Raw genomic sequence first — 24,704 nt, 5'->3', positions numbered from 1 at the left:
TCCTCGCATGACGGCAGGCCTCGTGCTGGCGGCCGGGGTGCTGATTTCCTGTCTGGCAGCATGGGCGCTCTCGGACCATCTGGCGCGCGAGGCCCGGGCACGCTTCGAGTCCAGCGCCGAAACCGCCTTCGCCCAGCTTGAGAAGCGGCTGGACGACTTCCGCAACCTGATTCTCGGCCTGCAAGGCCTGTTCATCGCCTCAGAGAGGGTCGATCGCCGAGAATTCCATCGCTACAGCGAGAACCTGCAGCTCAATCAGCGCCTTCCCGGCCTGCAGGCCCTGTCCTTCCAGCGTCATGTCCGCCACCGCGACAAGGCCGCCTTCACCGAACGCGTACGCAAGGACCGCAGCCTGGACCCGAAGGGGTACCCCGCCTTCAGCATCCGGCCTGAAGGCAACCGGCCGGACTATGTCGTGATCGAGTTCATCGAGCCCATGGCCGCCAATCTGGCGGCGTTTGGCTATGACGCAGGCACTCAGGCCGGCAATGTCGATGCCATCCGGCTGGCACGGGACAGCGGTCGCTTCCAGATTTCGGCGCCGTTCAAGGTCGTGCAAAGCCCCGACGGCGCACCTCGCCTGGTCCTGCGTGCCCCCGCCTACCGCCATGGCGCGCCCGTCGGCAGCGTCGAGCAGCGCCGTGCCGCCCTGGAAGGCTTCGTCGTACTGACGGTCGACAGCCATGCCGCATTCGGCGATTTCTTCCACCGGCTCGACGTCGACGGCGTGCGCATCCACGTCGAGGACGCCGGACTGTCCCAGCCCGGCAGCGCCGGCTCGCGCATGACGGTCTTCGAGGGCGGCACCTCGGTGGAAGGGCTGCCGCTGTACTCGCGGAAAACCGCCATCGAGTTCGGCGGCAGGAATTGGGAAGTAAGTTACGACGCCCATGCCGCGTGGCTGCGCGGCCAGCCCGGCCGCGGCATGCCCGCCCTGGTCCTGATCGGCGGATTGATCATCAGCCACCTGCTGGCTGCGCTTTACCTGGTGCAGGCCCGCTCGCGCGAACGCGCCCACCGGCTGGCGAGGGACATGACCCAGGTGCTGCGTACCACTCTGGAGACCATGTCACAGGGAATCAGTGTCGTCGACGCGGACCTGAGGCTGATCGGACACAACCGGCGCCTCCTCGAACTGCTGGACTTTCCGCCGTCCCTCATCCACGAGGGCACGACGCTCGAGGATGTCTTCCGCTTCAACGCCGAGCGCGGCGAATACGGCCCCGGCGACGTCGAAGCGCAGGTGCGCGAGCGCGTCGAGCGTGCCCGGCATTTCGTGCCGCACCGGCTCAAGCGCACGCGACCCGACGGCAAGGTGCTGGAAATCATCGGCACCCCCCTCCCGGACGGCGGCTTCGTCACCACCTACGCCGACATCACCGAGCAGGAACGCATCGCCGCCGAAATCCGCCGCGAGCGGGACTTCCGCCAGCGCCTGATCGAATCCGTGCCCGGCATTTTCTACCTGATCAGCCAGGATGGACGTTTCCTGCTCTGGAACCGGAACTTCGAGACCATTGCCGGCTACTCGAGCGAGGACATGTCCGCCGCGCATCCTCTCGATTTTTTCGAGGGCAGCGACAGGGAACTGATCGCGTCGCGCATCGGCAAAGTGTTCGCCGACGGCTCCACTACCGCCGAGGCCCGCTTCAAGTCGAAGGACGGCACTGCGCGGCCCTTCTTCTTCACCGGCGAGCGCATCGAACTGGAGGACGGCCGTCCGGGCCTGATCGGGGTAGGCCTCGATATCTCGGAACGCAAGCAGGCGGAAGCCGCGCTGGCCCGCCAGACGGCCATCCTGCAGGCCACACTGGAGGCGATGGACCAGGGCATCAGCGTCGTCGACGCCGACCTCAACATGTCGGCGCTCAACAAGCGATTCTGCGAGTTGCTCGACCTTCCCGAATCGCTGGCCGGCGGCGGCGCCAGCTTTGCCGACTTCGCCCGCTTCAACGCACGGCGCGGAGAATACGGACCCTGCGATATCGAGACGAAGGTGCAGGAGATGGTCGAGCGCGCCCGCAACTTCCAGCCGCACTGCTTCCGCCGCACCCGTCCCAATGGTCGCGTCATCGAGGTGCGCGGCAACCCCATGCCCGGCGGCGGTTTCGTCACCACCTACACCGACGTCACCGAGCAGGAACTCGCACAGACGGCGCTCAAACGCTCGGAGCAGCGCTACCGCCAGCTGATTGAACTCTCGCCTGACGCGGTTTATGTGCACAGAAACCACATCATTCTTTTCGCCAATCCGGCGGCGGCGCGGCTGTGGGGCCTGGATTCGGCCGATCAGGCCATCGACCGCAACCTGCTCGACTTCATCCATGACGAATCGCGCGAACTGGTCAGGCAGCGCATAGCCAGGGTCGAGGCCGAACCGGCGCCGTTTCGTCTGCCCTGGGCCGAACAGGAATACCGGCGTAGCGACGGCACGACGATTCCGGTGGAAGGCTCCGCAACGGCGATCGAGCTGGAGGATGGGCCCGCCATCCTCTCGGTCATCCGGGACATCTCAGCGCGCAGACAGGCCGAAGCCGCGCTGCGCGGGAGCGAGGCCCGCTTCCGGCACATCGTCGAACAGAGCCCCATTTCGATGGCGATCGTCAGCATGGACGGCACGATCGAATTCATCAACCGCAAGGCGATCGACACCTTCGGCTACCAGCTCGAGGACATCCCCGACATGGGCGCCTGGTGGGTCAAGGCCTACCCCGACGAGACCTACCGCAGCGAAGTCGTCGCGCAGTGGATGGGCCTCGTCGAAAAGGCCATCGCGCTCAACCAGGAAATCGAGGCCAGGGAATATCGGGTCACCTGCAAGGACGGCAGTGTCAAGACCATGTCCATCTTCGGTGTCCCCGTGGCGGAGAAGGTCTTCGTGATGTTCGACGACATCACCGCGCGCAAGCGCGCCGAAGCCGAGATACTCCTGCTCAACGAAACTCTCGAGCGACGCGTTCACGAGCGCACCGCCGAACTGGAGGCCTCCAACCAGGAACTCGAGTCGTTCAGCTATTCGGTCTCCCACGACCTGCGTGCCCCCCTGCGTGCGCTGAACGGATTCAGCCACCTGCTCGAGGAGGAGTACGCTCAGAAGTTCGACGAGAACGGCCTCAACTACCTTGCCCGCATCCGGGCCGCCAGCAAACGCATGGGCGAACTGATCGACAACCTGCTCGACCTTGCCCGCGTCAGCCGGCAGGAGCTGAGGCGGGTTCCGGTCGACCTCAGCGTCCTGGCGGACGAGATCCGCGAATCCCTGGAGGACCAGTTCCCGCAGCGCAAGGTCGACTGGCAGATCGCGCCCGACCTGCATGTGAACGCCGACCCCGTGCTGATGAAGGCCCTGCTCGACAACCTGCTGAGCAATGCCTGGAAATTCACCGCGGAGCGGAAGGATGCCCGCATCGAACTGTCCGCCGACCTCAGTGGGCGCGGCAAGGTCTATTGCGTGCGGGACAACGGCGCGGGCTTCGAGATGGCCTACGCCGACAAGCTGTTCAAGCCCTTCCAGCGCCTGCACGACCCGAAGCGCTTCGAGGGCACCGGCATCGGCCTGGCCATTGCCCATCGCGTCCTGCTCCGCCATGGCGGACGCATCTGGGCCGAGAGCAGCCCCGGCCAGGGTGCGGCCTTCTTCTTCACCCTGTCCTGATGACAATCCGCCAAGCAGACTGTCGCCACCGTTCCTTGTATCCCCGGCGGTTGGATGCTATTTTCCAATCTTGTACGGTATTCATTTCGCGTATGCCGAAGCGGGTTCTGAAATTGCTGGCGCTGTGCTTCGCCTTCCTCCTCGCCGGGCCGGCATCCGCCACGGAGTCCAGAGCGCTGGTTTTCGGCGTGCTCAACCAGCAGAGCCCGCTCCTCACCGCCGAAAGGTGGAATCCCCTCCTGCAATACCTGACCGAAGTCACCGGCATCCCCCTGCAGATGAAAATGGGACGCACGGTGCAGGAAACCGACGCCATGATGGGCCGCGGCGAATTCGACTTCGCCTATACCAACCATAATTTCCAGAAGGAATTCGACGGCCTCTACAGGGTGATCGCCCGCTGGGGCGGCGATCCCATCCGCGGCGTCATTGCCGTCCCTGCCGACAGCCCCCTGCAATCGCTGAAGGACCTGGAGGGCAGGCGAATCGCCTACCCGTCCGAGGAGGCCTTCGTCGCGTATGCCGTTCCCAGGGTGGCCCTCGATTCCGCCGGCATTCGCGCGGTAGCCGTGTTTGCCGGCAACCAGGAGGGTGCGCTGGCCCAGCTCAAGGCCAGGCAGGTGGACGCCGCCGCGGTCAATTCCCGCTTCCTGGCCCAGTATGCCGAACGGGAGGGGCTCCTCTATCGCCTGCTGTTCGTCTCCGAGGAATTTGCAGAGCTTCCGGTCATCGTCCATCCGCGCGTCCCCCGGGACAAGGCGGAAGCCATCCGGCGCGCCCTGATCGGCATGCAGCACGATCCCGGGGCCGTTCCCCTGCTGCAGAAGATCAAGTCGCCCGGCTTCGAGCCGGCCGGCGAGCGCGACTACGACAACGTCCGCCGCATCTACCGGATGATCGGCCAGTGAGAATCGGATTGCAGGCGCGCATCCTCTTGCTTGCTGCGGCCGCCATCGTCACGATCTTCACGGTCGACTTCGCCACCGAGGCCATCATCCAGGTGCGCAACGCGCAGCAGCGCATGGCGGAGCAATCCCGCAGCATCGGCGCCGCGCTGGTGCCCACGCTGAGAAACGCACTCGTCGTCGGCGACCTCGCCACCGCCCAGCAAACCCTGGACAGCGTCCTCCGCCACGGCCACTTCCAGCGACTGGAACTGCGCGATGCCGCCGGCGGGATGACGCTCGTCGAAGGCCGTCTTCCCGAGCGTCCCGAACATGAAGACGGCGCCCCCGGATGGTTCTCGGCCCTCCTGGGCCTGCGCGCCGAACCCGTTCGCATGCCCATCGACGCCGGCGGCGTCCGCTACGGAGAACTCCTCGCCGAGCCCTCGGCGGACATCCTGGCCGCCGATCTGTGGAGACAACTCGGGCTGACCTTCCTGTTCTCGCTGGCCATCCTGTCCATTGCCCTGCCCCTCTTCATCCTGACGCTGCGCAGCGGCCTGAAGCCGCTGCGGGAACTTGCCGCCAGCGCCCGGAAGTTCGGCGACGGCGACCTTACAAGGCGCGCACCGGAATCCAATGTGCTTGAAATTGCCCAGACGTCGCGGGCCTTCAACCGCATGGCGGACAACATCGAGAAACTGCTCGGCGAACTGCAGGCCGGCAATGCCACAATCCGCAGCATGAACGAGACGCTGGAGCAGCGGGTGCGCGAGCGTACGGCAGCCCTGGAGGCGGCCAACCATGAACTGGAAGCCGCGAACCAAGAACTGGAGGCCTTCAGCTACTCGGTTTCCCACGACTTGCGCGCACCGCTGCGGGCGCTCGACGGCTTCAGCCACCTGCTCGCCGAAGACCCGGATTCGCAGGTCAGCCCGCAGGGCCGCCAATTCCTGGAGCGCATCCGCGCCTCCAGCCAGAAGATGGGTCTCCTCATAGACGACCTGCTCAACCTGGCCCGCGTCGGCCGGCAGGAACTGAAATGCGTGCCCGTAGACCTCAGCGCCCAGGCCGGCGAGATCCGCAGCGCCCTGGAGGAGCAGGCGCCGGAACGCAAGGTCGACTGGCACATCGCCGATAACCTCACCGCCCGGGGCGATCCCGTCCTGCTGAAGACCCTGCTCGACAACCTGCTGCGCAATGCCTGGAAATTCACCGCCGAGCGCCCCGATGCCCGCATCGAAATAACCCTCTGCACGACGGACGGCGGCAAGGTCTTCTGCGTCAGGGACAACGGGGCCGGCTTCGAGATGGCCTATGCCGACAAGCTGTTCAAGCCCTTCCAGCGCCTGCACGATGCCAAGCGCTTCGAGGGCACAGGCATCGGCCTGGCCATCGTCTATCGCATCCTGCGCCGCCACGGCGGGCGCGTCTGGGCGGAAGGCGCGCCGGACCAGGGCGCCGCCTTCTACTTCACCCTGCCCTGAATTCCCCTGCTGCTCACACGGTTTAGTATTTCGCGCTTGCGCCGTTATGGCTGATTAAGGCATAAAGCCTGCATGGCTGCCAAAACCATTGCAGCCTCGACAAATGACCGGCTCGCTTCCTGATACCCGTGTTGCGCGATGGACCGTCCCGGCGGTGCTGTTGCTCGGCCTCGCGTTGAGCATCATCGGCGGCGTGCTGGCCGACCGCCATGTCCGGGAAAAGGCCGACGATCGCCTGAACGCGCTGGCCGACCTGACCGCCGGCAATCTCGCCGAGCATGTCGCCCACTTCGCCGGCCTGACACGGGCCCTGCAGGCCTCGTTCCTGGACCTGCCCGGGATGCCCGCCGGACAATTCCGCGGGTTCGTCGACATCCTGCGCCTGCATGCGGGCACCCACCCCATTCAGGCCTATTTCTTCGCGGAGCGCCGGGGCGGCAACCTGTTCATCCGCCACGCCGAGCCCGCCGCCGGGAACGAATGGCTGCCCGGCCTGAGACTTACCGACAATCCATCCGTGACCGCGGTGCTCGGGCGGCTGGAAGCGGAAGGCGCACTGGCGGCGACACTGCCCTTTGCGCACGACCGGACGAACGCCGGCACGCCCGTGCTGGCCTTCCTCGCGCCCGTGTACCACACGGACTCGCAGCCGCCGCGCTTCGCCCTGACAGGCAGAGGGCTGACGGGCGTGGTTGCCATCACGGTCAATCTCGACAGGATGCTCGCGCCGCTGGTCGCGCAGTTGCGCGACCAGCAGGTACGGCTGCGCGTCGCCGCCCTGCCGCCGGGTGGCGCGCCCGAAGCCAACGTGCCCATCCTGTCCGGCAGCGAAACCGCCCCTGCCGGCGGCGTGCGCTACACCGCGCAGCGCAATGTCGACGTACAGGGCACGCAATGGCATCTGACCCTCGAGGCCGGCCCGGAACTGATCCTGTTTCCCCAGCGCCACCTCGCCATCTACGTGCCCGCCGTCCTGCTGACACTGACTTTGCTGCTGGCAGCGCTGGCGCACGCGCTGGTACGCTCGCGCCGCCTTGCGGAACGCCACGCCAAGGAAGTCACGCGCGACCTCCGGGAAAGCGAAGCGCGCTTCCGCGACCTCGCCGAACTGTCCTCCGACTGGTACTGGGAACAGGACGAACGCTTCCGTTTTACCCAGATGTCCGTCGGCGTCTCCAGCAAGAGCGGCGTAGACGCGTCCTCCACCATCGGCAAGTTGCGCTGGGAACTGCCGATCGAGGGGGTCGGCGAGGCGGACTGGGCCAGGCACCGGGCGCTGCTGGAGGGGCACGAGCCGTTCCACGACTTCACCTACCGCATGCGCTCGCCGGACGGAAGCCTGCGCTGGTTCGTCGTCAGCGGGCGGCCAATTTTCAGTCCGGACGGACGCTTTGCCGGCTACCGCGGCACCGGCAAGGACATCACCGAACGGAAGGCCTCGGAAATGGCCCTGCGCGAGAGCGAGGAGCGCTACCGGCTCCTGTTCGAGCTGTCGCCGGACGCCATCATGGTGCTGCAGGACCGGGTCGTCGTGCTCGCCAACAAGGCGGCCCTGGCCCTGCACCGGGCGGCTTCGCCGCAGGCCCTCCTCGGCCGCCCGCTGCGCGACCTGGTCACGCCCGAGGACTGGCCGCACAAGGAGGCGCGCCTGGAACTCATGGAAAGCGGGACGGAAGCCATGCTGCCCCTGATGGAGCGGCGCTACCTGACGCTGGATGGCGACATCGTGAACGTCGAGACGGCGGCGGTGCGCATCACCCTGCACGGCCGCCCCGCCGTCATGAGCGTCGCCCGCGACATCGCAGAGCGCAAGCGCGCCGAAATCCAGCTGCGCCTCGCCGCCACCGTCTTCGAGAACAGCCGGGAAGGCGTCACCGTCACCGACGCCGAGCAGAACATCATCTCGGTCAATCGCGCCTTCACCGAGATCACCGGCTACACGGAAGCGGAAGTGCTGGGCCGCAACCCCAGCCTGCTGCAGTCCGGCCGCCAGGACCGCGCCTTCTACGCAGCGATGTGGCAGGCGATCGTGCGCGACGGCTACTGGAGCGGCGAAATCTGGAACCGCCGCAAGAACGGCGAGGTGTACCCGGAACTGCTCAGCATCACCGTCGTGCGCGACGAGGCGGGGAAACCTTTGCGTTACATCGGCGTGTTCACGGACATTACCGAGCGCCATCGTGCGGAGGAAGCCGTGCAGCGCGAGCGCCAGTTGCTCGAGGCGGTGATGGATTCCCTGCCCGTGGGCATCTGGCTGATGGACGGCCAGGGCCGCATCAGCCGCAGCAACCCCGCCGCCACCCGCATCTGGGCCGGCGCCCGCTATGTCGGCGTCGAGCAACTCGGCGAATACAGGGGCTGGTGGGCCGACAACGGCCGCGAAATCCAGCCCGGGGAATGGGCCGCCGCACGGGCTTTCTCCAAGGGGGAAACCTCGATCAACGAGAAGATCGTCATCCAGTGCTTCGACGGCAGCCGCAAGACCATCCTCAATTCGGCGATTCCCCTGTTCGATGCCCAAGGCGCCATCCGCGGCGCCGTCATCGTCAACCAGGACATCGACTCGCTGGAAGCCGCCCAGCAGGAGATCCGCCAGCTCAACGAGGGCCTGGAGCAGCGCGTGCGCGAGCGAACCGCCGCCCTGGAAGCTTCCAACCGCGAACTGGAAGCCTTCTCCTACTCGGTCTCGCACGATCTGCGCGCGCCCCTGCGCGGGATCGACGGCTTCGCCCACATCCTCGCCGAGGATTACGGCACCCGTCTCGACGACGCCGGCCGAGAACACCTGGAGCGCATCCGCAAAGCCAGCCAGCGCCTCTCCCAGACCATCGACGACATGATCGAACTGGCGCGCATCACGCGCATGTCGCTGCACCGCCGCGAAGTCGATCTCTCCTCCATGGCACGGACCGTCCTGCTGGAGCTTGCGCAGCATTCGCGTCATCGTCCCGAGATCGTCATTGCCGAAGCCTTAACGGCGCAGGCCGATCCGACGCTGTTGCGCATCGTCCTCGAGAACCTGCTCGACAATGCCTGGAAGTTCACTTCGCGGAACGAAACCGCGCGCATCGAATTCGGCACCCGGGAAATCGACGGCGAGCGCGCCTACTTCGTCCGCGACAACGGCGTCGGCTTCGACCCGGCCTATGCCGGCAAGCTGTTCCAGCCCTTCCAGCGCCTGCACCGGCCCGACGAATTCTCCGGCACCGGCATCGGGCTGGCCACCGTCCAGCGCATCATCCAGCGCCACGGCGGCCGCGTCCGCGCCGAGGGCAGTCCCGGCGCCGGCGCCGTCATCTACTTCAGCCTGCCATGACGGGCACACTCACGCGCTGCGGCTGGTGCGGCAGCGATCCGCTCTACGTCGCCTACCACGACACGGAATGGGGCGTGCCGGTGCACGACGACCGGCTGCTCTTCGAGTTCCTCATCCTCGAGGGCGCGCAGGCCGGCCTGTCCTGGATCACCATCCTGAAGAAGCGCGAAGCCTATCGCCGCGCCTTCGCCGGCTTCGAGGCGGCCAAGGTCGCCCGCTTCGGCCCACGCCAGGTCGAACGCCTGCTTGCCGACGCTGGCATCGTGCGCAACCGCCTTAAGATCGAGGCCGCCATCAACAATGCGCAGCGCTTCCTCGAAGTGCAGGAGGCGTTCGGCAGCTTCGATGACTACGTCTGGCGCTTCGTCGACGGCAAGCCGATCGTGAACCGCCGCAGGACGCTGAAGCAGGTGCCCGCCAGCACCAAGGAATCCGATGCGCTCAGCCGCGACCTCAAGGCACGCGGCTTCAAGTTCGTCGGCTCCACCATCTGCTACGCCCACATGCAGGCCACCGGCATGGTGAACGACCACCTCGTCGGCTGCTTCCGCCACGCCGAACTGGCACGAAAAGGACGCTGACAAGCAGAGTCGGCGCATCACAACCGGCTGTCGCGCCGGGCTCCTGCTGCAAGCATCAGCATATTCATAACTCCGGCTTGTGCTTTTTATTGCATATTTCAATGGCACGCCAAGCCGTCTACACTCGATACATATTTATCTTTTTCTAAGTTATTTTTTGTATCGTTTGAAGGCGGGAGGCCAGATGGGATCGAACACAGAAGCGAAATGGGTGCCGACCTACTGCTTCAACTGCGTGGCGGGCCCCGACCTGCTGGCGGTGAAGGTGGAGAACGGCGTCGCCACCGAGGTGGCGCCGAACTTCAACGGCCGAGGCATCCACCCCGGCGACGGCAAGCCCTGCGTCAAGGCCTACGGCCTGATACAGAAAACCTATTCGCCGCACCGGGTTCTGTCGCCGATGCGGCGCACCAACCCGAAGAAGGGGATCGGAGAGGATCCCGGCTTCGAACCGATCTCCTGGGACGAGGCGCTCGACATCGTCGCCGCGAAGATGCGCGACATTCGCGCCAAGGGCATCATCGACGAGGCCGGCCTGCCGCGCGTGGCAGCCAGCTTCGGCCACGGCGGCACACCCTCCAACTACATGGGCACCTTCCCGGCCTTCCTCTCCGCCTGGGGGCCGATGGACTTCAGCTTCGGCTCCGGCCAGGGCGTCAAGTGCGTGCACTCCGAGCACCTCTACGGCGAATACTGGCACCGCGCCTTCACCGTCGCCGCCGACACGCCCTACACGGAATACAACATCGCCTTCGGCGCCAACGTCGAGGTCACCGGCGGCGTCTGCGCCGCCGCCCGCCACGCCAAGGCACGCGTGCGCGGCATGAAGCGCGTCTATGTCGAGCCGCACCTGGGCGTCACCGCCGCCGCCTCCGCCGAGTGGATCCCCATCAAGCCGAAGACCGACGGCGCTTTCATGTTCGCCCTCATCCACGTCATGCTGCACGAGCGGCGGCGCGAGGACCTCGACCTGCCCTTCCTGCGCGACCGCACCGCCTCGCCCTACCTGGTCGGCCCGAACGGCTACTACCTGCGCGAGCCGGCCAGCGGCAAGCCGCTGCTGTGGGACACCCGCAGCAACGCCGCCGTGCCCTTCGACACGCCGGGCACCCTGCCCGCCCTCGAGGGCCGCTTCACCGTGCCGTCGGCGTATGAACAGGGGCCCGACGAGGATCGCTGGACGCACCGCGACGTCGAGTGCGAGCCGTCCTTCGCCAAGCTGGTGGCCCACGTGCAGCCGTATTCGCCGGAGTGGGCGGAAAAGGTCTGCGAGGTGCCGGCCGAGCGCATCCGCCGCGTCGCCAACGAGTTCGTCGACCACGCCCATGTCGGCGAGACCATCGATATCGACGGCGAGGTGCTGCCCTTCCGTCCGGTCTCGGTGACGCTCGGCAAGACCGTCAACAACGGCTGGGGTGCCTTCGACTGCTGCTGGTCGCGCACGGTCATGGCCGTGCTGGTCGGCGCGCTGGAAGTGCCGGGCGGCACGCTCGGCACCACCATCCGCATCAACCGCCCGCACGAGGACCGGCTGCAGAGCGTCAAGCCCGGCGAGGACGGTTTCATGGTGCACGGCCTCAACCCGACCGACCCGAAGCGCTGGATGCGCAAACCGACCGGCCGCAACGCCCACCGCACCCTGGTGCCGCTGGCCGGCAACGGTCCCTGGAGCCAGGCGCTCGGCCCGACGCACCTCGCCTGGATGTGGCAGAAGGAGGCGCCGGAGAACCTCATGGACCCGGCCTTCCCGGAACTGTGGATCACCTTCCGCACCAACCCGGCGATCTCCTTCTGGGACACGCGCGGCCTGTCGGAAACCATGGCGCGCTTCCCCTTCATGGTCTCCTTCGCCTACACCATCGACGAGACCAACTGGATGGCCGACATCCTGCTGCCGGAAGCCACCGACCTGGAGAGCCTGCAGCTGATCCGCCTCGGCCGCACCAAGTACATCGAGCAGTACTGGGACCACCAGGGCTTCATCCTGCGCCAGCCGGTGGTCGATCCGCAGGGCGACACGCGCGACTTCACCTGGATCTCGACGGAGCTCGCCCGCCGCGTCGGCATCCTTGGGGAGTACAACTCGGCCATCAACCGCGGCGCCGGCAGCGTGCCGCTCAAGGGCGAGGGCTTCGACTACACGCTCGACCCGGCGGTGCCGCACGAGGTCGATGAGATCTGGGATGCCGCCTGCAAGGCCGCCACCGCCGAACTCACCGGCGGCGCCGAGGTGCGCGACCTGGCCTGGTTCCGCGAGAACGGCTTCTACAGCAAGCCCTGGTCGCGCCGCGGCTGGTACCTCACGCCCAAGCTCGTCGAACTGGGCCTGCGCTACGAACTGCCCTACCAGGAGCGGCTGACCCGTTCGGGCCGCGAGCTGGAACGCCGCCTGCATGAGCAGGGCATCCACTGGTGGGACAACCAGCTCACCGAGTACCAGTTCCTGCCGGCCTGGCACGACATGCCCGGCCTGTGGGAGAAGGCGCTGGTGAACCAGGGCGCACGGCCCGAAGATTTTCCCTTCTGGCTGCTCACCACCAAGAGCATGCAGTTCCACGCCAGCGGCAACGCCTCCATCCAGCTCATGGACGAGCTGTCGCAGAACGTGCGCGGCCACCGCGGCGTGGTGATGAACACGCGCACGGCGGAGCAGCTCGGCATCGAGGAAGGCGACCTGGTGGACATCGTGTCGACCGTGCGCACCACGCGCGGGCCGGCCATCCTCAACCAGGGCATCCGCCCCGACACCCTGCTCATCGTCGGCCAGTTCGACCACTGGGCGACGCCCTACGCCAAGGACATCAAGGCACCGAGCCTGAACACCGTCGCGCCGATGTCGCTGGAACTCACCGACGCCACCGGCTCCGGTTCGGACGTGGTGCGCGTCGCCCTGCGCAAGGTCGCCTGAAAGGAGCCGGCCATGTCTTACATCCATCAGCACGGCATCCGCGCCGTCAGCGCCCAGCGCTTCGACGAGGCCTCCCGCAGCGACGACGCCTGCTGGGTGGTCGAGGAGGAAACCCTGACCGTCGACGTCGAGGACATCGGCGCCTACACTTTGATGTGGACGCCGACCGAGCCGGTCGCCGCGCCGTGTGGCTTCACGCCCGAAGACGGCGTGCTGTCCGAGGGTGGCGTGCCGGAAATCCTCGCCTTGGCTGCCGGCTTCGCCTTCACCGAAGGACTCTTCGACCGGATCGCCGACATTCGCTCGCTGGCCGTCTGCCCGGACAATCCCGGCGTGGTGCGGCTGGCCCTGGCCGACCCGCAGCAGGCACAGGTGCGCCGCCGCAACGTGGTGGTCGGCTCCTCCTGCGGCATCTGCGGCGGCCGCGAGCGGGTGGAGGACGTCGTGCGCGGCATCCCGCCAGTCGGCGATAGCCTGCGGCTGGATCCCGGCCGCCTCGACGCTATCATGTCCGCCATGCGACAGCGCCAGGCCGTCTGGCTCGCCACCGGCGGCACCCACGCCGCGGCGATCTTCGACGCCGATGGCCGCCTGCTGGTCCTGGCCGAGGATCTCGGCCGTCACAACGCCCTGGACAAGGCCATCGGCCAGTGCCTGCTCGCCGGCCGGCCGCTGGCCGGCTGCGGCACGGCGCTCACCAGCCGCGTCACCCTGGAAATGGCCAGCAAGGCCGCCCGCGCCGGGCTGGAACTCGTCGCCGCCGTCTCCGCCGCCTCGTCCCTGGCGATCGAGGTGACCGGGCGTTTCGGCATCACGCTGTGCGGCTTCGTCCGCAACGGACGCGCCACCGCCTTCACCCATGGCCACCGCATCCAGGCCGCGGAGGATGCGGCGGGCTGCGGCCAGCTGTGCAAACCCTTGCATATTGCTTGATTGCAAATTGTTGTGTTCCAATCTATCATCTCGGCCGGGATCAATCTTGGCAATGATGGAAGGACGGGACCATGAAACGCATCCGGCGCATCCAGGTAAACGGCCGCTGGCGCGAAGACGCCGTGGCGGACAACACCCTGCTGATCGACTACCTGCGCGGCCCGCTGCAGCTGACCGGCACCAAGCAGGGCTGCGACGGCGGCGAGTGCGGCGCCTGCACGGTGCTGGTCGACGGCAAGCCGCGCCTGGCCTGCTGCACCTTTGCCGCCTCGGTCGAGGGCTGCCACGTCGAGACCATCGAGTCGCAGTCGCAGAACGGCCGCCTGTCGCCCCTGCAGCAGGCCTTCCATGAGAGGCTTGGCGCCCAGTGCGGCTTCTGCACGCCGGGCATGATCATGGCAGCCGAGGGCCTGCTGCGGCGCAACCCGCAGCCTGACGAGGCGGCGATCCGCGAGGCGCTCGGCGGCAACCTGTGCCGCTGCACCGGCTACGTCAAGATCGTCGAGTCCGTCCAGGCGGCCTGCGGCGCGGAGGAAGCGGCATGAAAGCGAACCGCAGCGGCGCGGGCGCGCGGCGCCCGCTCATCGACGGCGTCGACAAGGTCACCGGCATGGCGCAGTACACCGCCGACCTGCCGGCGCCGAATGCCCTCGTCGGGCGCATCTTCCGCAGCCCCTACGCCCACGCCGACATCCTCGCCGTCGACACCGCCGAGGCGGCCGCCCTGCCCGGCGTCGTCGCCATCGTCACCGGCCAGGACTGCGACAAGCCCTACGGCATCCTGCCGATCTCGCAGAACGAGTTCCCGCTGGCGCGCGAGCGCATCCGCTACCGCGGCGAGCCGGTGGCGGCGGTGGCCGCCGTCGACGCCGAGACCGCCGAGCGCGCCCTCAAGCTGATCCGCCTCAAGGTGGCCGAGCGGCCGGCCTACTTCGCCGCCGCCGACGCGCGCAGGGAAGACGCCGTGCTGCTGCACGACAACAAGCGCGGCAACCTCGAGCGCGAGGTGCACAACGAGTTCGGCGACGTCGCCGCGGGCTTCGCCCGCGCCGACCTGGTGCGCGAACAGACCTTCCATTGCGCCGAGGTGACCCATGCCCACATGGAGCCGCACGCGGCGCTCGCCAGCTACGAGCCGGAGCGCGGCCACCTGACGCTGCACTCGGTCACCCAGGTGCCCTACTACGTGCACCTCTCGCTGGCGCGCTGCCTCGACATGGACCCGTCGCGCATCCGCGTCGTCAAGCCCTTCATCGGCGGCGGCTTCGGCGCGCGCACCGAGACGCTCAACTTCGAGATCATCTGCGGGATGCTCGCCCGTGCCGCGCGCGGCACGGTGCGCCTCGACCTGACGCGCGAGGAGACCTTCCTCACCCACCGCGGCCGGCCGGAGAGCGACATCCGCATCCGGATCGGCATGACGCGCGAAGGCCGCCTCACCGCCTGCGAGATGGAGATGGTGATGCGCGGCGGCGCCTACGGCGGCTACGGCATCGTCACCATCCTCTACGCCGGGGCCCTGCTCAACGGCCTCTACGACCTGCCGGCGGTGAAGTACGACGGCTACCGCGTCTACACCAACACGCCGCCCTGCGGCGCCATGCGCGGCCACGGCACGGTCAACGCCCGCTACGCCTTCGACGCCCTGATGGGCGAGATGGCGACGGAACTCGGCCTCGACCCGATCGAGGTGCGCCGCCGCAACCTGCTCAAGGCGCCGACCGAGACCATCAACGGCCTGCGCGTCACCTCCTACGGCCTGCCCGAGGCGCTCGACTGGGTCGAGCGCGCCTCCGGCTGGCGCGAACGCTACGGCAAGCTGCCCAAGGGACGCGGCCTCGGTATGGCCTGCTCGCACTTCGTCTCCGGCTCGGCCAAGCCGGTGCACTGGAGCGGCGAGCCGCACGCCACGGTGATCCTCAAGCTCGACTGGGACGGCGGCATCGTCATCCTCACCGGCGCCTCGGAAATCGGCCAGGGCTCGTCCACCGTCATGGCACAATGCGTCGCCGAAGTGCTCGGCGTCGACTGGGAGCGCATCCGCGTCGTCGCCTCCGACAGCCTGGTGACGCCGAAGGATAACGGCTCCTACTCCTCGCGCGTCACCTACATGGTCGGCAACGCCACCATCGACGCGGCGGAGAACCTGAAGAAGCTGCTGGTCGAGGCGGCCGCGCGCAAGCTCGGCACCACGCCGGACGACATCGAGTGCCTCGGCGAGGCCTATCGCGCCATCGGCAGCGACAAGACGCTCAGCTTCAACGAGACCACCGTCGAGGCGCTGGTCGGCACCGGCACGCTCACCGTCAAGGGCACCTTCACCTGCCCCGAGGACTTCCAGGGCGGCAAGCACCGCGGCGGCGCCGTCGGCTCGACCATGGGCTTCTCGTATGCCGCCACGGTGGTGGAGGTCAGCGTCGACGAGGTCACCGGCCTGGTCAAGGTTGAGCGCGCCTGGTGCGCCCTCGATTGCGGCTACGCCATCAACCCCCTCTCCGTCGAGGGCCAGATCCAGGGCGCGGTGTGGATGGGCCTCGGCCAGGCGATCTGCGAGGAGACGCGCTACGAGAACGGGCTGCACACGGCCGCCAACTTCCTCGACTACCGCGTGCCGACCATCGCCGAGTCGCCGCCGATCGAGGTCGGCATCATCGAGAGCCTCGACCCGAACGGGCCGTTCGGCGCCAAGGAGGCCAGCGAGGGACCGCTCTCCAGCCTGCCGGCGGCGATGGCCGAGGCGGTGCGCAACGCCACCGGGCTCGCCTTCCGCGAGCTGCCGCTGACGCCGGAACGCATCGTCGACGCCATGGAAACACGCGAGCGGGAGGAACGCGCCGCCGCCCGCAAGGCCGCGAAGCAACCCGCCACCGAAGGAGCCGCCTGATGCAAGCCCTCGCCATCCTCAAGCCCGAATCGGTCGCCCAGGCCATCGCCTTGCACCGCCCCGGCGAATCCCGCTACCTCGCCGGCGGCACCGACCTCGTGCCCAACCTGCGCCGCAACATCCAGAAGGCGCAGACGCTCATCGATCTTTCGGGACTGGCCGAACTGCGCGAGATCCGCGCCGAAAGTCAGTCGCTGCGCATCGGCGCCGGCGTCACGCTGGAAGCGCTGTGCGCCTCGGACGCCGTGCGCGCCCACGCGCCGCTGCTGGCCGAGGCCGCCGCGCAGGTGGCCGGACCGACGCACCGCGTCGCGGCCACGCTCGGCGGCAACCTGATGCAGGACACGCGCTGCTATTTCTACAACCAGGGCGACTGGTGGCGCACCGCCAACGAGTTCTGCATGAAGTGCGAGGGTGACACCTGCCGCGTCGCGCCCAAGTCGGACCGCTGCTACGCCTGCTACAGCGGCGACGTCGCGCCGGCCCTGCTGGCGCTCGGCGCCGAGGTCGACATCGCCGGCCCGACGGGCAACCGCCGCGAACCGGTCGCCGCCCTTTTCGCCGACGACGGCATGCGCCACCTCAAGCTCGCCCCCGGCGACCTGCTCGTCTCGGTCGACGTGCCGGCCCAGGCCGGCTGGACGGCCGGCTACGAGAAGGTGCGCATCCGCGGCGCCGTCGACTTCCCGCTCGCCGGCATCGCCGTGGCGCTCAAGCGCGACGGCGACCGCGTCGCCGCGCTGCGCGTCGCCTGCACCGGGGTGAATTCCTACCCCGGCCTGGTGCCGGGCCTCGACGCCCTCGCCGGCCAGAAACCGGACGACGCCTTCTACACCGCGCTCGACAAGGCGGTGCGCAAGGAAATCCAGCCGATGGCCTCGACCCTGGTGGCCGCCGGCTACCGCAGGCGCGTCGCCGCCGGCCTGGCGCGGCGTCTGGTCAAGCGGCTGTTCGAATCCGCCGCCGCCTGATCCAGATCATCTCCGGCATGCTCATGGCGGCCTAGAATGTCGCCATGAGCGCCTGGTCCTGTCCCCACGATCTGAACGGCATTTGCCAACTGGTGCAGGGCGCCGCCTGCGATCCCGGCATGCGCGGCTGCGTACTGCACGGCAAAGTGCGTTTCGCCAGCGAAGCCAAGAACCAGCCGCGCAAGCCGGTCAAGGCCGCCCCGCCCGCCACGCCTGCCAAAGCACCCAAGCGGCGCATGCCGTTCTAGCCGTCCTATCACTTAAGTTATCTCCTGCAGTGCCGTAGAGCACTGATAGGGATGAGAAAACAGGGAACGGATGGCGATCATGGCGCAAGCCGTCTTCAATGAAAATCAAAGAGTTGGCTCGCTGGATTTCTCCGTCAGGCTGATGGAGCATCTGGTCGTGCCGACCTTCGTCCTCGATGCCGAAAGCCGGGTCATCATCTGGAACCGCGCCTGCGAGCGCCTGACCGGCATCCCCGCCGCAGAACTCATCGGCACCCGCGAACACTGGCGCGCCTTCTACGGCGAGCCGCGCCCCTGCCTGGCCGACCTGATCGCCCAGGGCCGCACCGAGGAAATCGACAAGCTCTACACAGACTGGGACCATGCCGGCTGCGACGCCGTACCGGCCCACGGCCGCCGCGCCGAGAACTGGTGCGTCATGCCGCAGATGGGCACCCGCCTCTACCTCGCCATCGACGCCGGCCCGATCTACGACGAATCCGGCCGGCTCATCGCCGTGGTGGAAACGCTGCGCGACATCACCGCGCAGAAAGTGGCGCAGGACGAGCTGAAGCGCCTGGCGACGCGCGACGGCCTCACCGGCGTCGCCAACCGGCGCTGCTTCGACGAGACCCTGGCATCGGAGTGGCTGCGCTGCACGCGCGACGTCAAGCCGCTGTCGCTGATCCTCCTCGACGTCGACCACTTCAAGCGCTACAACGACACCTTCGGACACCTCGGCGGCGACGCCTGCCTGAAGACGATCGCCTCCGCGCTGGGGATCTCCTGCCACCGCTCGGCCGATCTCATCGCCCGCTACGGCGGCGAGGAGTTCGCCGCCATCCTGCCCGGTACTACCGTCGCCGGCGCGCTGACGCTGGCCGAGCGCATCCGCGCCGACATCGCCGCCCTGGAAATGCCCCACCCGGGCAACGACGGCGTCGGCCGGGTGTCGGTCAGCCTGGGGGTGGCGACGGTCGTGCCGGATCGCACGCTCGAACTGGACTGCCTGATCGACGCCGCCGACCGCGCGCTCTACGCCGCCAAGCGCGCCGGCCGCAACCGCGCCCTGCACGCCGAGCAGATCGACGAGCGTCCCTGCCTGAAGCTGCCCTAGCGCCCCGGCAGGCGCCCGACGCCCAGCGCGGTCAGGATCGCCGCGCCCTGCAGCAGCGCCACCCCGACCAGCACCGCGCCAAAGCGGCCGGCATCCATGAGCGGGCCGAACACCAGCGGCGACACCGCCAGGCCGAGGTCCAGCCCCGAATAGACGAAGCCATACACGCGGCCGAAGGCCTGCTGGCCGAAGCGCGCCGTCGCGGCATGGCGCACCAGCAGGTCGCGCGACGGCCCCGCGATGCCGGCGCAGAAGCCCATGGCGCCCATCGCCAGCGAGACGCTCCAGGCCGGGAGCACGCCGCCGGCGATGACGACCGCCATCAGCGCCGCCGCGCCGAGCGCCGCGGCGATCAGCCGGTCGTGCGCGCCGCTGCGGCCCGCCAGCACGCCGCCGGCGACGATGCCAGCGGCGCCGCCGAGCAGGAAGGCCGTCAGCGTGGCCGCCGCAGCGGCCACCGACAGTCCGTACACGTTCTGCATCACCGGGGTGGCGAAGTTCTGCAGGGCGCCGAAGGCCGTGGTGATCAGCAGGAAGAAGGCGAAGCACATCCACACGGCGCCGGCGCCGAGGAAGCCGAAGGTGCTCGCCGTGCCGCCGTGACTGACTTTTGCGCCGTCCCCGGGTAGCTCGGTGGCGTCTCGCCGCAGCCACACCACCGCCCAGGCCAGGGCGCCGAGCGCCGCCGCGCCGAGCGCCGCCGCACGCCAGCCCGCCGCCGCGGCGATGCCGGTGAGGTAGACCGGGGCGATCGCCCAGCCGAGGTTGCCCGACAGGCCGTGCACCGAGAAGGCGTGGCCGAGCCGCGCCGGACTCACCTTGCGGTTCAGCACCGTGAAGTCGGCCGGATGGAAGACGCTGTTGCCGAGGCCGGCCAGGGCGCCGACGGCGAGCAGCGCCGCGTAGCCGTTCGCTGCGGCGAGCAGGAGGCCGGCAAGGACGAAGCAGGCGATGCCGGCCAGCAGCACGCGGCGCGGCCCGATGCGGTCCACCACGAAGCCGGACGCGGCCTGCCCGAGCGCCGACACGACGAAGAAGACCGTCATCATGGCGCCGGCCTGGGTGAAGCTGAGGCCGAACTCCGGCATCAGCCAGGGAAACAGCGGCGGCAGCAGCAGGTGGAAGAAGTGCGAGGTGCCGTGGGCGAAGCCGACCAGGCCGATGACGCGGACGTCGCCGCGGATGGCGGCGGAGGCGGCGGTCATGGCGGCGCGGCCGCCGTGAAGGCGCTCGCCAGGTGCAGCTGGCGCAGCATCGGCCGCTTCTTGTCCTGGTGCCGGCGCATGCGGTGCAGGATGTCGTCGAGCGTCTGCACCGCGCGCAGGATGTGCGGCCCCTTGTTCAGCATGACGCATTCGGCGCGGTGGCCCATCGCCGCGTCGGTGATCTCGGCGCGCGAGGGAATGCCTTCCTTGGCCAGCGTCTCCAGCACCTGGGTGGCCCAGATCACCGGCACGTGCGCCGCCTCGCAGATCCAGAGCATCTCCTCCTGCACCTCGGCCAGCCGCTCGTAGCCGCATTCCACGGCGAGGTCGCCGCGCGCGATCATGACGCCGCAGGCCGCCGAACGCATCGCCGCCAGCAGCATGCTGGGCAGGTGGTCGAAGCCTCGCCGCGTCTCGATCTTCAGCACGATGGCCGGCGTGCCGCGGCCGAGCCGGGCGATCTCCGCAGTGAGCGCCTCGACGTCTTCCACGCTGTTGGCGAAGGACATCGCCACCATGTCGGCATGCTCGACGATGAAGCGCAGGTCGTCGCGGTCCTGCTCGGTCAGCGCCGGCAGCTGCAGCGGGCTGTCCGGCAGGTTGATGCCCTTGTCGGCGCGCAGCTTCTCGCCGCGCTGGCGGGCACGCGCGATGCGCACATGCAGGCCGGCGCGGTTGACCTTCTCAACCGTGCCGCCGATGCGCCCGTCGTCGAGCCAGATGGCGTCGCCCGGCCGCACGTCGGCAAACACCTGCGGCAGCGTGCACCCGATGTGCGCCGGCGTCAGCAGGCGGCCGGCGCGGTCGTGCGTGGCCGCTTCGCCGGGCTCGTCGTCGGGCGTCAGCAGCAGCAGGTCGCCCAGGTTGAGCAGGAGCGCCCCCTCCTGCGGCGGCAGGTCGCCGATCCGCGTCTCGCGGTGCTTGCCGTGCCCGCCTTCCCGTCGCAGCACGGTGCCCGGCGCCAGATAGGCGGTGTTGGCGCACAGCCCCCAGGCATGGCCGGGTCCGATCTCGACGATTTCCAGCTGGCGCGTGCGGCCGCCGGCATCCTCGAAGACGGCGCGGTCCCCCTCGGCCAGATGCCGCAGCCAGTCCTCGGCGACCGGCAGGCTGGCATCCGCCTCGCTCGGCGGCTCGGCCGCTGCGGACGCATGCAGCCAGAGGCGCGCCGGCGCGGTGACGCGGCCGAAGGCGTCGCGCTGCGGGCGCACCTTCTTCACCTTCGGGCCCGGGGCGACCGGCCCGGTGCGCAGCTTCGGCCCGGCGAGATCCATCAGCACCTTGCAGCGCCGCTTGAGCGCCTGCTCGGCGCGGCGCAGGTGCTCGATCATGCGCAGCCAGGCGCCCGGCTCGTCGTGGGCGCAGTTGATGCGCATGCAGTTCATGCCGCCGGCGAGGAGGTCGTGCACCAGCTGGTAGTCGAAAGCCGCTTCGCTCGGCATGGTCACCATGATGCGCACGTTGCGGCCGACCGGCGTCTCGCCGAGCAGGGCTTCGGTATGACCGTTCAAAAGCTGGGTGCCGGCCTCGAAGCCGAACGGTGCCGGCCCGGCGGTCGCCGGCGCCTCGCGGCCGGCGAGCCGGTGCAGCACGCCCAGCACGGCGTCGACGCTGGCCAGCACATGCGGTTCGGAACGGCCGAGGGAAGACAGGCCGAGTTCGGCCAGGCGCGCCTGCAGCGGGCGCAGGTCGTGCTGCCGCATGGCGAGGTAATGGACCAGGTTGCGCGCGCTGTCGCGGTAGTGCGGATGGATCGCCTCGGCCGAGCCGACGGCCTTGTCGGCCAGTTCGACCAGTGCGGCGCGCAGTCCGCCGACCTCTGCGATCAGCGCATCGAGAACGGGTGACGCTTCGGACTTCTTCATTGCTCGGCCGCTGCAGAAACGGGAGGCCCGATTCTACAGCGCCGGACCGCCTCAGACCGCCTTTTCGAAGGCGATGACGCCTTTCTCAGCACCGACGCGGACGACGTCCTTCGACGCGAACTTCCCCTCGAGGATCTGCTTCGCCAGCGGGTTCTCGATGTACTGCTGGATGGCGCGCTTCAACGGCCGCGCGCCGAACACCGGGTCGAAGCCGGCCTTGGCCAGCTCCGCCAGCGCGGCATCCGTCACCTCGAGCTTGATCTCGAGCTTGGCCAGGCGCTTCTCCAGGTAGCCCAGCTGGATCTTCGCAATGGCGGCGATATGCTTCTCGTCGAGGGCATGGAACACCACCACCTCGTCGATGCGGTTGATGAACTCCGGCCGGAAATAGGTCTTCACCTCGGCCATCACCGCCAGCTTGATGACGCCGTAGTCGTCGCCGGCCATCTGCTGGATCATCTGCGAGCCGAGGTTGGAGGTCATGACGATCACGGTGTTCTTGAAGTCCACCGTGCGGCCCTGGCCGTCGGTCATGCGGCCGTCGTCGAGCACCTGCAGCAGCACGTTGAAGACGTCCGGGTGGGCCTTCTCGACCTCGTCGAGCAGGATCACGCTGTAGGGCTTGCGCCGCACCGCCTCGGTCAGGTAGCCGCCCTCCTCGTAGCCGACGTAGCCCGGCGGCGCGCCGATCAGGCGGGCGACGGAGTGCTTCTCCATGAACTCGCTCATGTCGATGCGGATCAGGTGCTCCTCGGAATCGAAGAGGAAGGAGGCCAGCGCCTTGCACAGCTCGGTCTTGCCGACGCCCGTCGGGCCGAGGAACAGGAAGGAGCCGTAGGGCCGGTTCTCTTCCGAGAGCCCGGCACGCGAGCGGCGGATGGCATCCGACACCAGCCGCACGGCCTCGTCCTGGCCGACCACGCGGCCGTGCAGGCGCTCTTCCATCTTCAGCAGTTTCTCGCGCTCGCCCTGCATCATCTTCGAGACGGGGATGCCGGTGGCGCGCGACACCACCTCGGCGATCTCCTCGGCGCCGACCTGGGTGCGCAGCAGCTTCTTCGCCGTGTCCTGGGGACTGACTTTCTCCGCGGCCTTCAATTGCGCTTCCAGCTGCGGCAGCTTGCCGTACTGCAGTTCGGCCACCTGCTCCAGCCTGCCCTCGCGCTGCAGCCGGGCGATCTCGGCGCGGATGCGGTCGATCTCTTCCTTGATGTGGGCCGAGCCCTGCACCTGGGCCTTCTCCGCCTTCCAGACTTCCTCGAGGTCGGAGTATTCCTTCTCCAGCTTGCCGATCTCGTCCTCGATCAGCGCCATGCGCTTTCGCGAGGCCTCGTCCTTTTCCTTGCGCACCGCCTCGCGCTCGATCTTCAGCTGGATCAGGCGGCGGTCGAGCCTGTCCATGACCTCCGGCTTGGAGTCGATCTCCATCTTGATGCGCGCGGCCGCCTCGTCGATCAGGTCGATGGCCTTGTCCGGCAGGAAGCGGTCGGTGATGTAGCGGTGGGAGAGTTCCGCCGCGGCGACGATGGCCGGGTCGGTGATGTCCACGCCGTGGTGCAGCTCGTATTTCTCCTGCAGGCCGCGCAGGATGGCGATGGTGGACTCCACGCTCGGCTCGTCCACCAGCACTTTCTGGAACCTTCGCTCCAGCGCGGCATCCTTCTCGACGTACTTGCGGTACTCGTCGAGCGTGGTGGCGCCGACGCAGTGCAGCTCGCCGCGCGCCAGGGCGGGCTTGAGCATGTTGCCGGCGTCCATGGCGCCTTCCGCCTTGCCGGCGCCGACCATGGTGTGGATCTCGTCGATGAAGACGATGATGCGGCCCTCGTCCTGGGCGATTTCCTTCAGCACCGCCTTCAGGCGCTCCTCGAACTCGCCGCGGTATTTCGCCCCGGCCAGCAGCGCCGCCATGTCGAGGGAGAGCACACGCTTGCCCTTCAGCGTCTCCGGCACCTCGCCGTTCACGATGCGCTGGGCGAGGCCCTCGACGATGGCCGTCTTGCCGACGCCCGGCTCGCCGATCAGCACCGGGTTGTTCTTGGTGCGCCGCTGCAGGATCTGGATGGCGCGACGGATCTCGTCGTCGCGGCCGATGACCGGATCGAGCTTGCCCTGGCGGGCGCGCTCGGTGAGGTCGAGGGTGTATTTCTTCAGCGCCTCGCGCTGGCCTTCGGCTTCCTGGTTGTTCACGTTCTGCCCTCCGCGCACCGCCTCGATGGCCGCCTCCAGCGCCTTCTTCTGCAGGCCGTGCTCCTTGAGCAGGCGTCCCGCCTCGCCCTTGTCTTCCGTCAGGGCCAGCAGGAACATCTCCGAGGCGATGAACTGGTCGCCGCGCTTCTGCGCCTGCTTGTCGGTGAGGTTGAGCAGGTTGGCGAGGTCGCGGCCGACCTGCACCTCGCCGCCGGTGCCCTCCACCTTGGGCAGGCGCGCCACGGCCTTCTCCAGCGCGGCCTTCAGCGGCGGCACGTTCACGCCGGCGCGCTGCAGGAGCGAAGCCGTGCCGCCGTCGTCCTGCAAGAGCAGCGCCAGCAGCAGGTGCTGCGGCTCGATGAATTGCTGGTCGCCGCCCACGGCGATGCTCTGGGCATCGGCGAGGGCCTGCTGGAACTTCGTGGTGAACTTGTCGAAGCGCATGTTTTTCTTCCGAAAAGGGTGTCTGGCGGGTAGATGG

General features: G+C 68.4%; 15 protein-coding genes. 12 read left to right on the top strand and 3 right to left on the bottom strand.

Going from position 1 to position 24,704, the window contains the following annotated elements:
- Nucleotides 1–7 precede the first annotated feature (7 nt).
- The 12 genes from ROZ00_04320 to ROZ00_04265 all read left to right on the top strand — a co-directional run bounded on the left by ROZ00_04320 (nt 8) and on the right by ROZ00_04265 (nt 18,963).
- Nucleotides 8–3,655, top strand: coding sequence for a PAS-domain containing protein (locus ROZ00_04320; GenBank protein ID MDT3735435.1), 3,648 nt, complete (start codon nt 8–10; stop codon nt 3,653–3,655).
- A gap of 92 nt (nt 3,656–3,747) precedes the next feature.
- Nucleotides 3,748–4,563, top strand: coding sequence for a phosphate/phosphite/phosphonate ABC transporter substrate-binding protein (locus tag ROZ00_04315; protein MDT3735434.1), 816 nt, complete (start codon nt 3,748–3,750; stop codon nt 4,561–4,563).
- On the top strand, nt 4,560–6,026 hold the full coding sequence (locus tag ROZ00_04310) for an ATP-binding protein (protein ID MDT3735433.1): 1,467 nt from the start codon (nt 4,560–4,562) through the stop codon (nt 6,024–6,026). The genes ROZ00_04315 and ROZ00_04310 overlap by 4 nt, the downstream gene beginning before the upstream one ends.
- Nucleotides 6,027–6,129: 103 nt before the next feature.
- Nucleotides 6,130–9,342, top strand: coding sequence for a PAS domain S-box protein (locus tag ROZ00_04305; GenBank protein ID MDT3735432.1), 3,213 nt, complete (start codon nt 6,130–6,132; stop codon nt 9,340–9,342).
- Nucleotides 9,339–9,923: a DNA-3-methyladenine glycosylase I gene (locus ROZ00_04300; GenBank protein MDT3735431.1), complete on the top strand. Its 585-nt coding sequence runs from the start codon at nt 9,339–9,341 to the stop codon at nt 9,921–9,923. Before ROZ00_04305 ends, ROZ00_04300 begins: the two co-directional genes overlap by 4 nt.
- A 184-nt stretch (nt 9,924–10,107) precedes the next feature.
- Entirely contained in the window at nt 10,108–12,831 is a 2,724-nt protein-coding gene (locus ROZ00_04295; protein MDT3735430.1) for a molybdopterin-dependent oxidoreductase, read from the top strand.
- A gap of 12 nt (nt 12,832–12,843) precedes the next feature.
- Nucleotides 12,844–13,764, top strand: coding sequence for a formate dehydrogenase accessory sulfurtransferase FdhD (gene fdhD, locus ROZ00_04290; protein ID MDT3735429.1), 921 nt, complete (start codon nt 12,844–12,846; stop codon nt 13,762–13,764).
- Between the two features lie 71 nt (nt 13,765–13,835).
- Nucleotides 13,836–14,309, top strand: coding sequence for a 4-hydroxybenzoyl-CoA reductase subunit gamma (gene hcrC / locus ROZ00_04285; protein ID MDT3735428.1), 474 nt, complete (start codon nt 13,836–13,838; stop codon nt 14,307–14,309).
- Nucleotides 14,306–16,648: a 4-hydroxybenzoyl-CoA reductase subunit alpha gene (hcrA, locus tag ROZ00_04280; GenBank protein ID MDT3735427.1), complete on the top strand. Its 2,343-nt coding sequence runs from the start codon at nt 14,306–14,308 to the stop codon at nt 16,646–16,648. The genes hcrC and hcrA overlap by 4 nt, the downstream gene beginning before the upstream one ends.
- Nucleotides 16,648–17,619, top strand: coding sequence for a 4-hydroxybenzoyl-CoA reductase subunit beta (hcrB, locus tag ROZ00_04275; protein ID MDT3735426.1), 972 nt, complete (start codon nt 16,648–16,650; stop codon nt 17,617–17,619). The genes hcrA and hcrB overlap by 1 nt, the downstream gene beginning before the upstream one ends.
- Before the next feature lie 44 nt (nt 17,620–17,663).
- Entirely contained in the window at nt 17,664–17,867 is a 204-nt protein-coding gene (locus ROZ00_04270) for a hypothetical protein (GenBank protein ID MDT3735425.1), read from the top strand.
- A gap of 79 nt (nt 17,868–17,946) precedes the next feature.
- Nucleotides 17,947–18,963: a diguanylate cyclase gene (locus ROZ00_04265; GenBank protein MDT3735424.1), complete on the top strand. Its 1,017-nt coding sequence runs from the start codon at nt 17,947–17,949 to the stop codon at nt 18,961–18,963.
- Here ROZ00_04265 and ROZ00_04260 read toward each other — a convergent pair.
- Genes ROZ00_04260 through clpB form a run of 3 tightly spaced genes read right to left on the bottom strand, consistent with a single transcriptional unit; the run spans nt 18,960 to nt 24,667 of the window.
- Complete coding sequence (locus ROZ00_04260) at nt 18,960–20,168, bottom strand: MFS transporter (GenBank protein MDT3735423.1); 1,209 nt, start codon at nt 20,166–20,168, stop codon at nt 18,960–18,962. The two genes, ROZ00_04265 and ROZ00_04260, sit on opposite strands and share 4 nt — an antisense overlap.
- Nucleotides 20,165–22,033, bottom strand: a complete 1,869-nt coding sequence (locus tag ROZ00_04255; GenBank protein ID MDT3735422.1) for a pyruvate kinase — start codon at nt 22,031–22,033, stop codon at nt 20,165–20,167. The genes ROZ00_04260 and ROZ00_04255 overlap by 4 nt, the downstream gene beginning before the upstream one ends.
- Nucleotides 22,034–22,084: 51 nt before the next feature.
- Nucleotides 22,085–24,667, bottom strand: coding sequence for an ATP-dependent chaperone ClpB (gene clpB / locus ROZ00_04250; GenBank protein ID MDT3735421.1), 2,583 nt, complete (start codon nt 24,665–24,667; stop codon nt 22,085–22,087).
- Between the last annotated feature and the right edge of the window lie 37 nt (nt 24,668–24,704).

Source organism: Denitratisoma sp., from assembly GCA_032027165.1.
Classification (GTDB): domain Bacteria; phylum Pseudomonadota; class Gammaproteobacteria; order Burkholderiales; family Rhodocyclaceae; genus Desulfobacillus.
The sequence above is the reverse complement of the archived record's forward strand: the minus strand, read 5'-3'. Positions and strand labels throughout refer to the sequence as shown.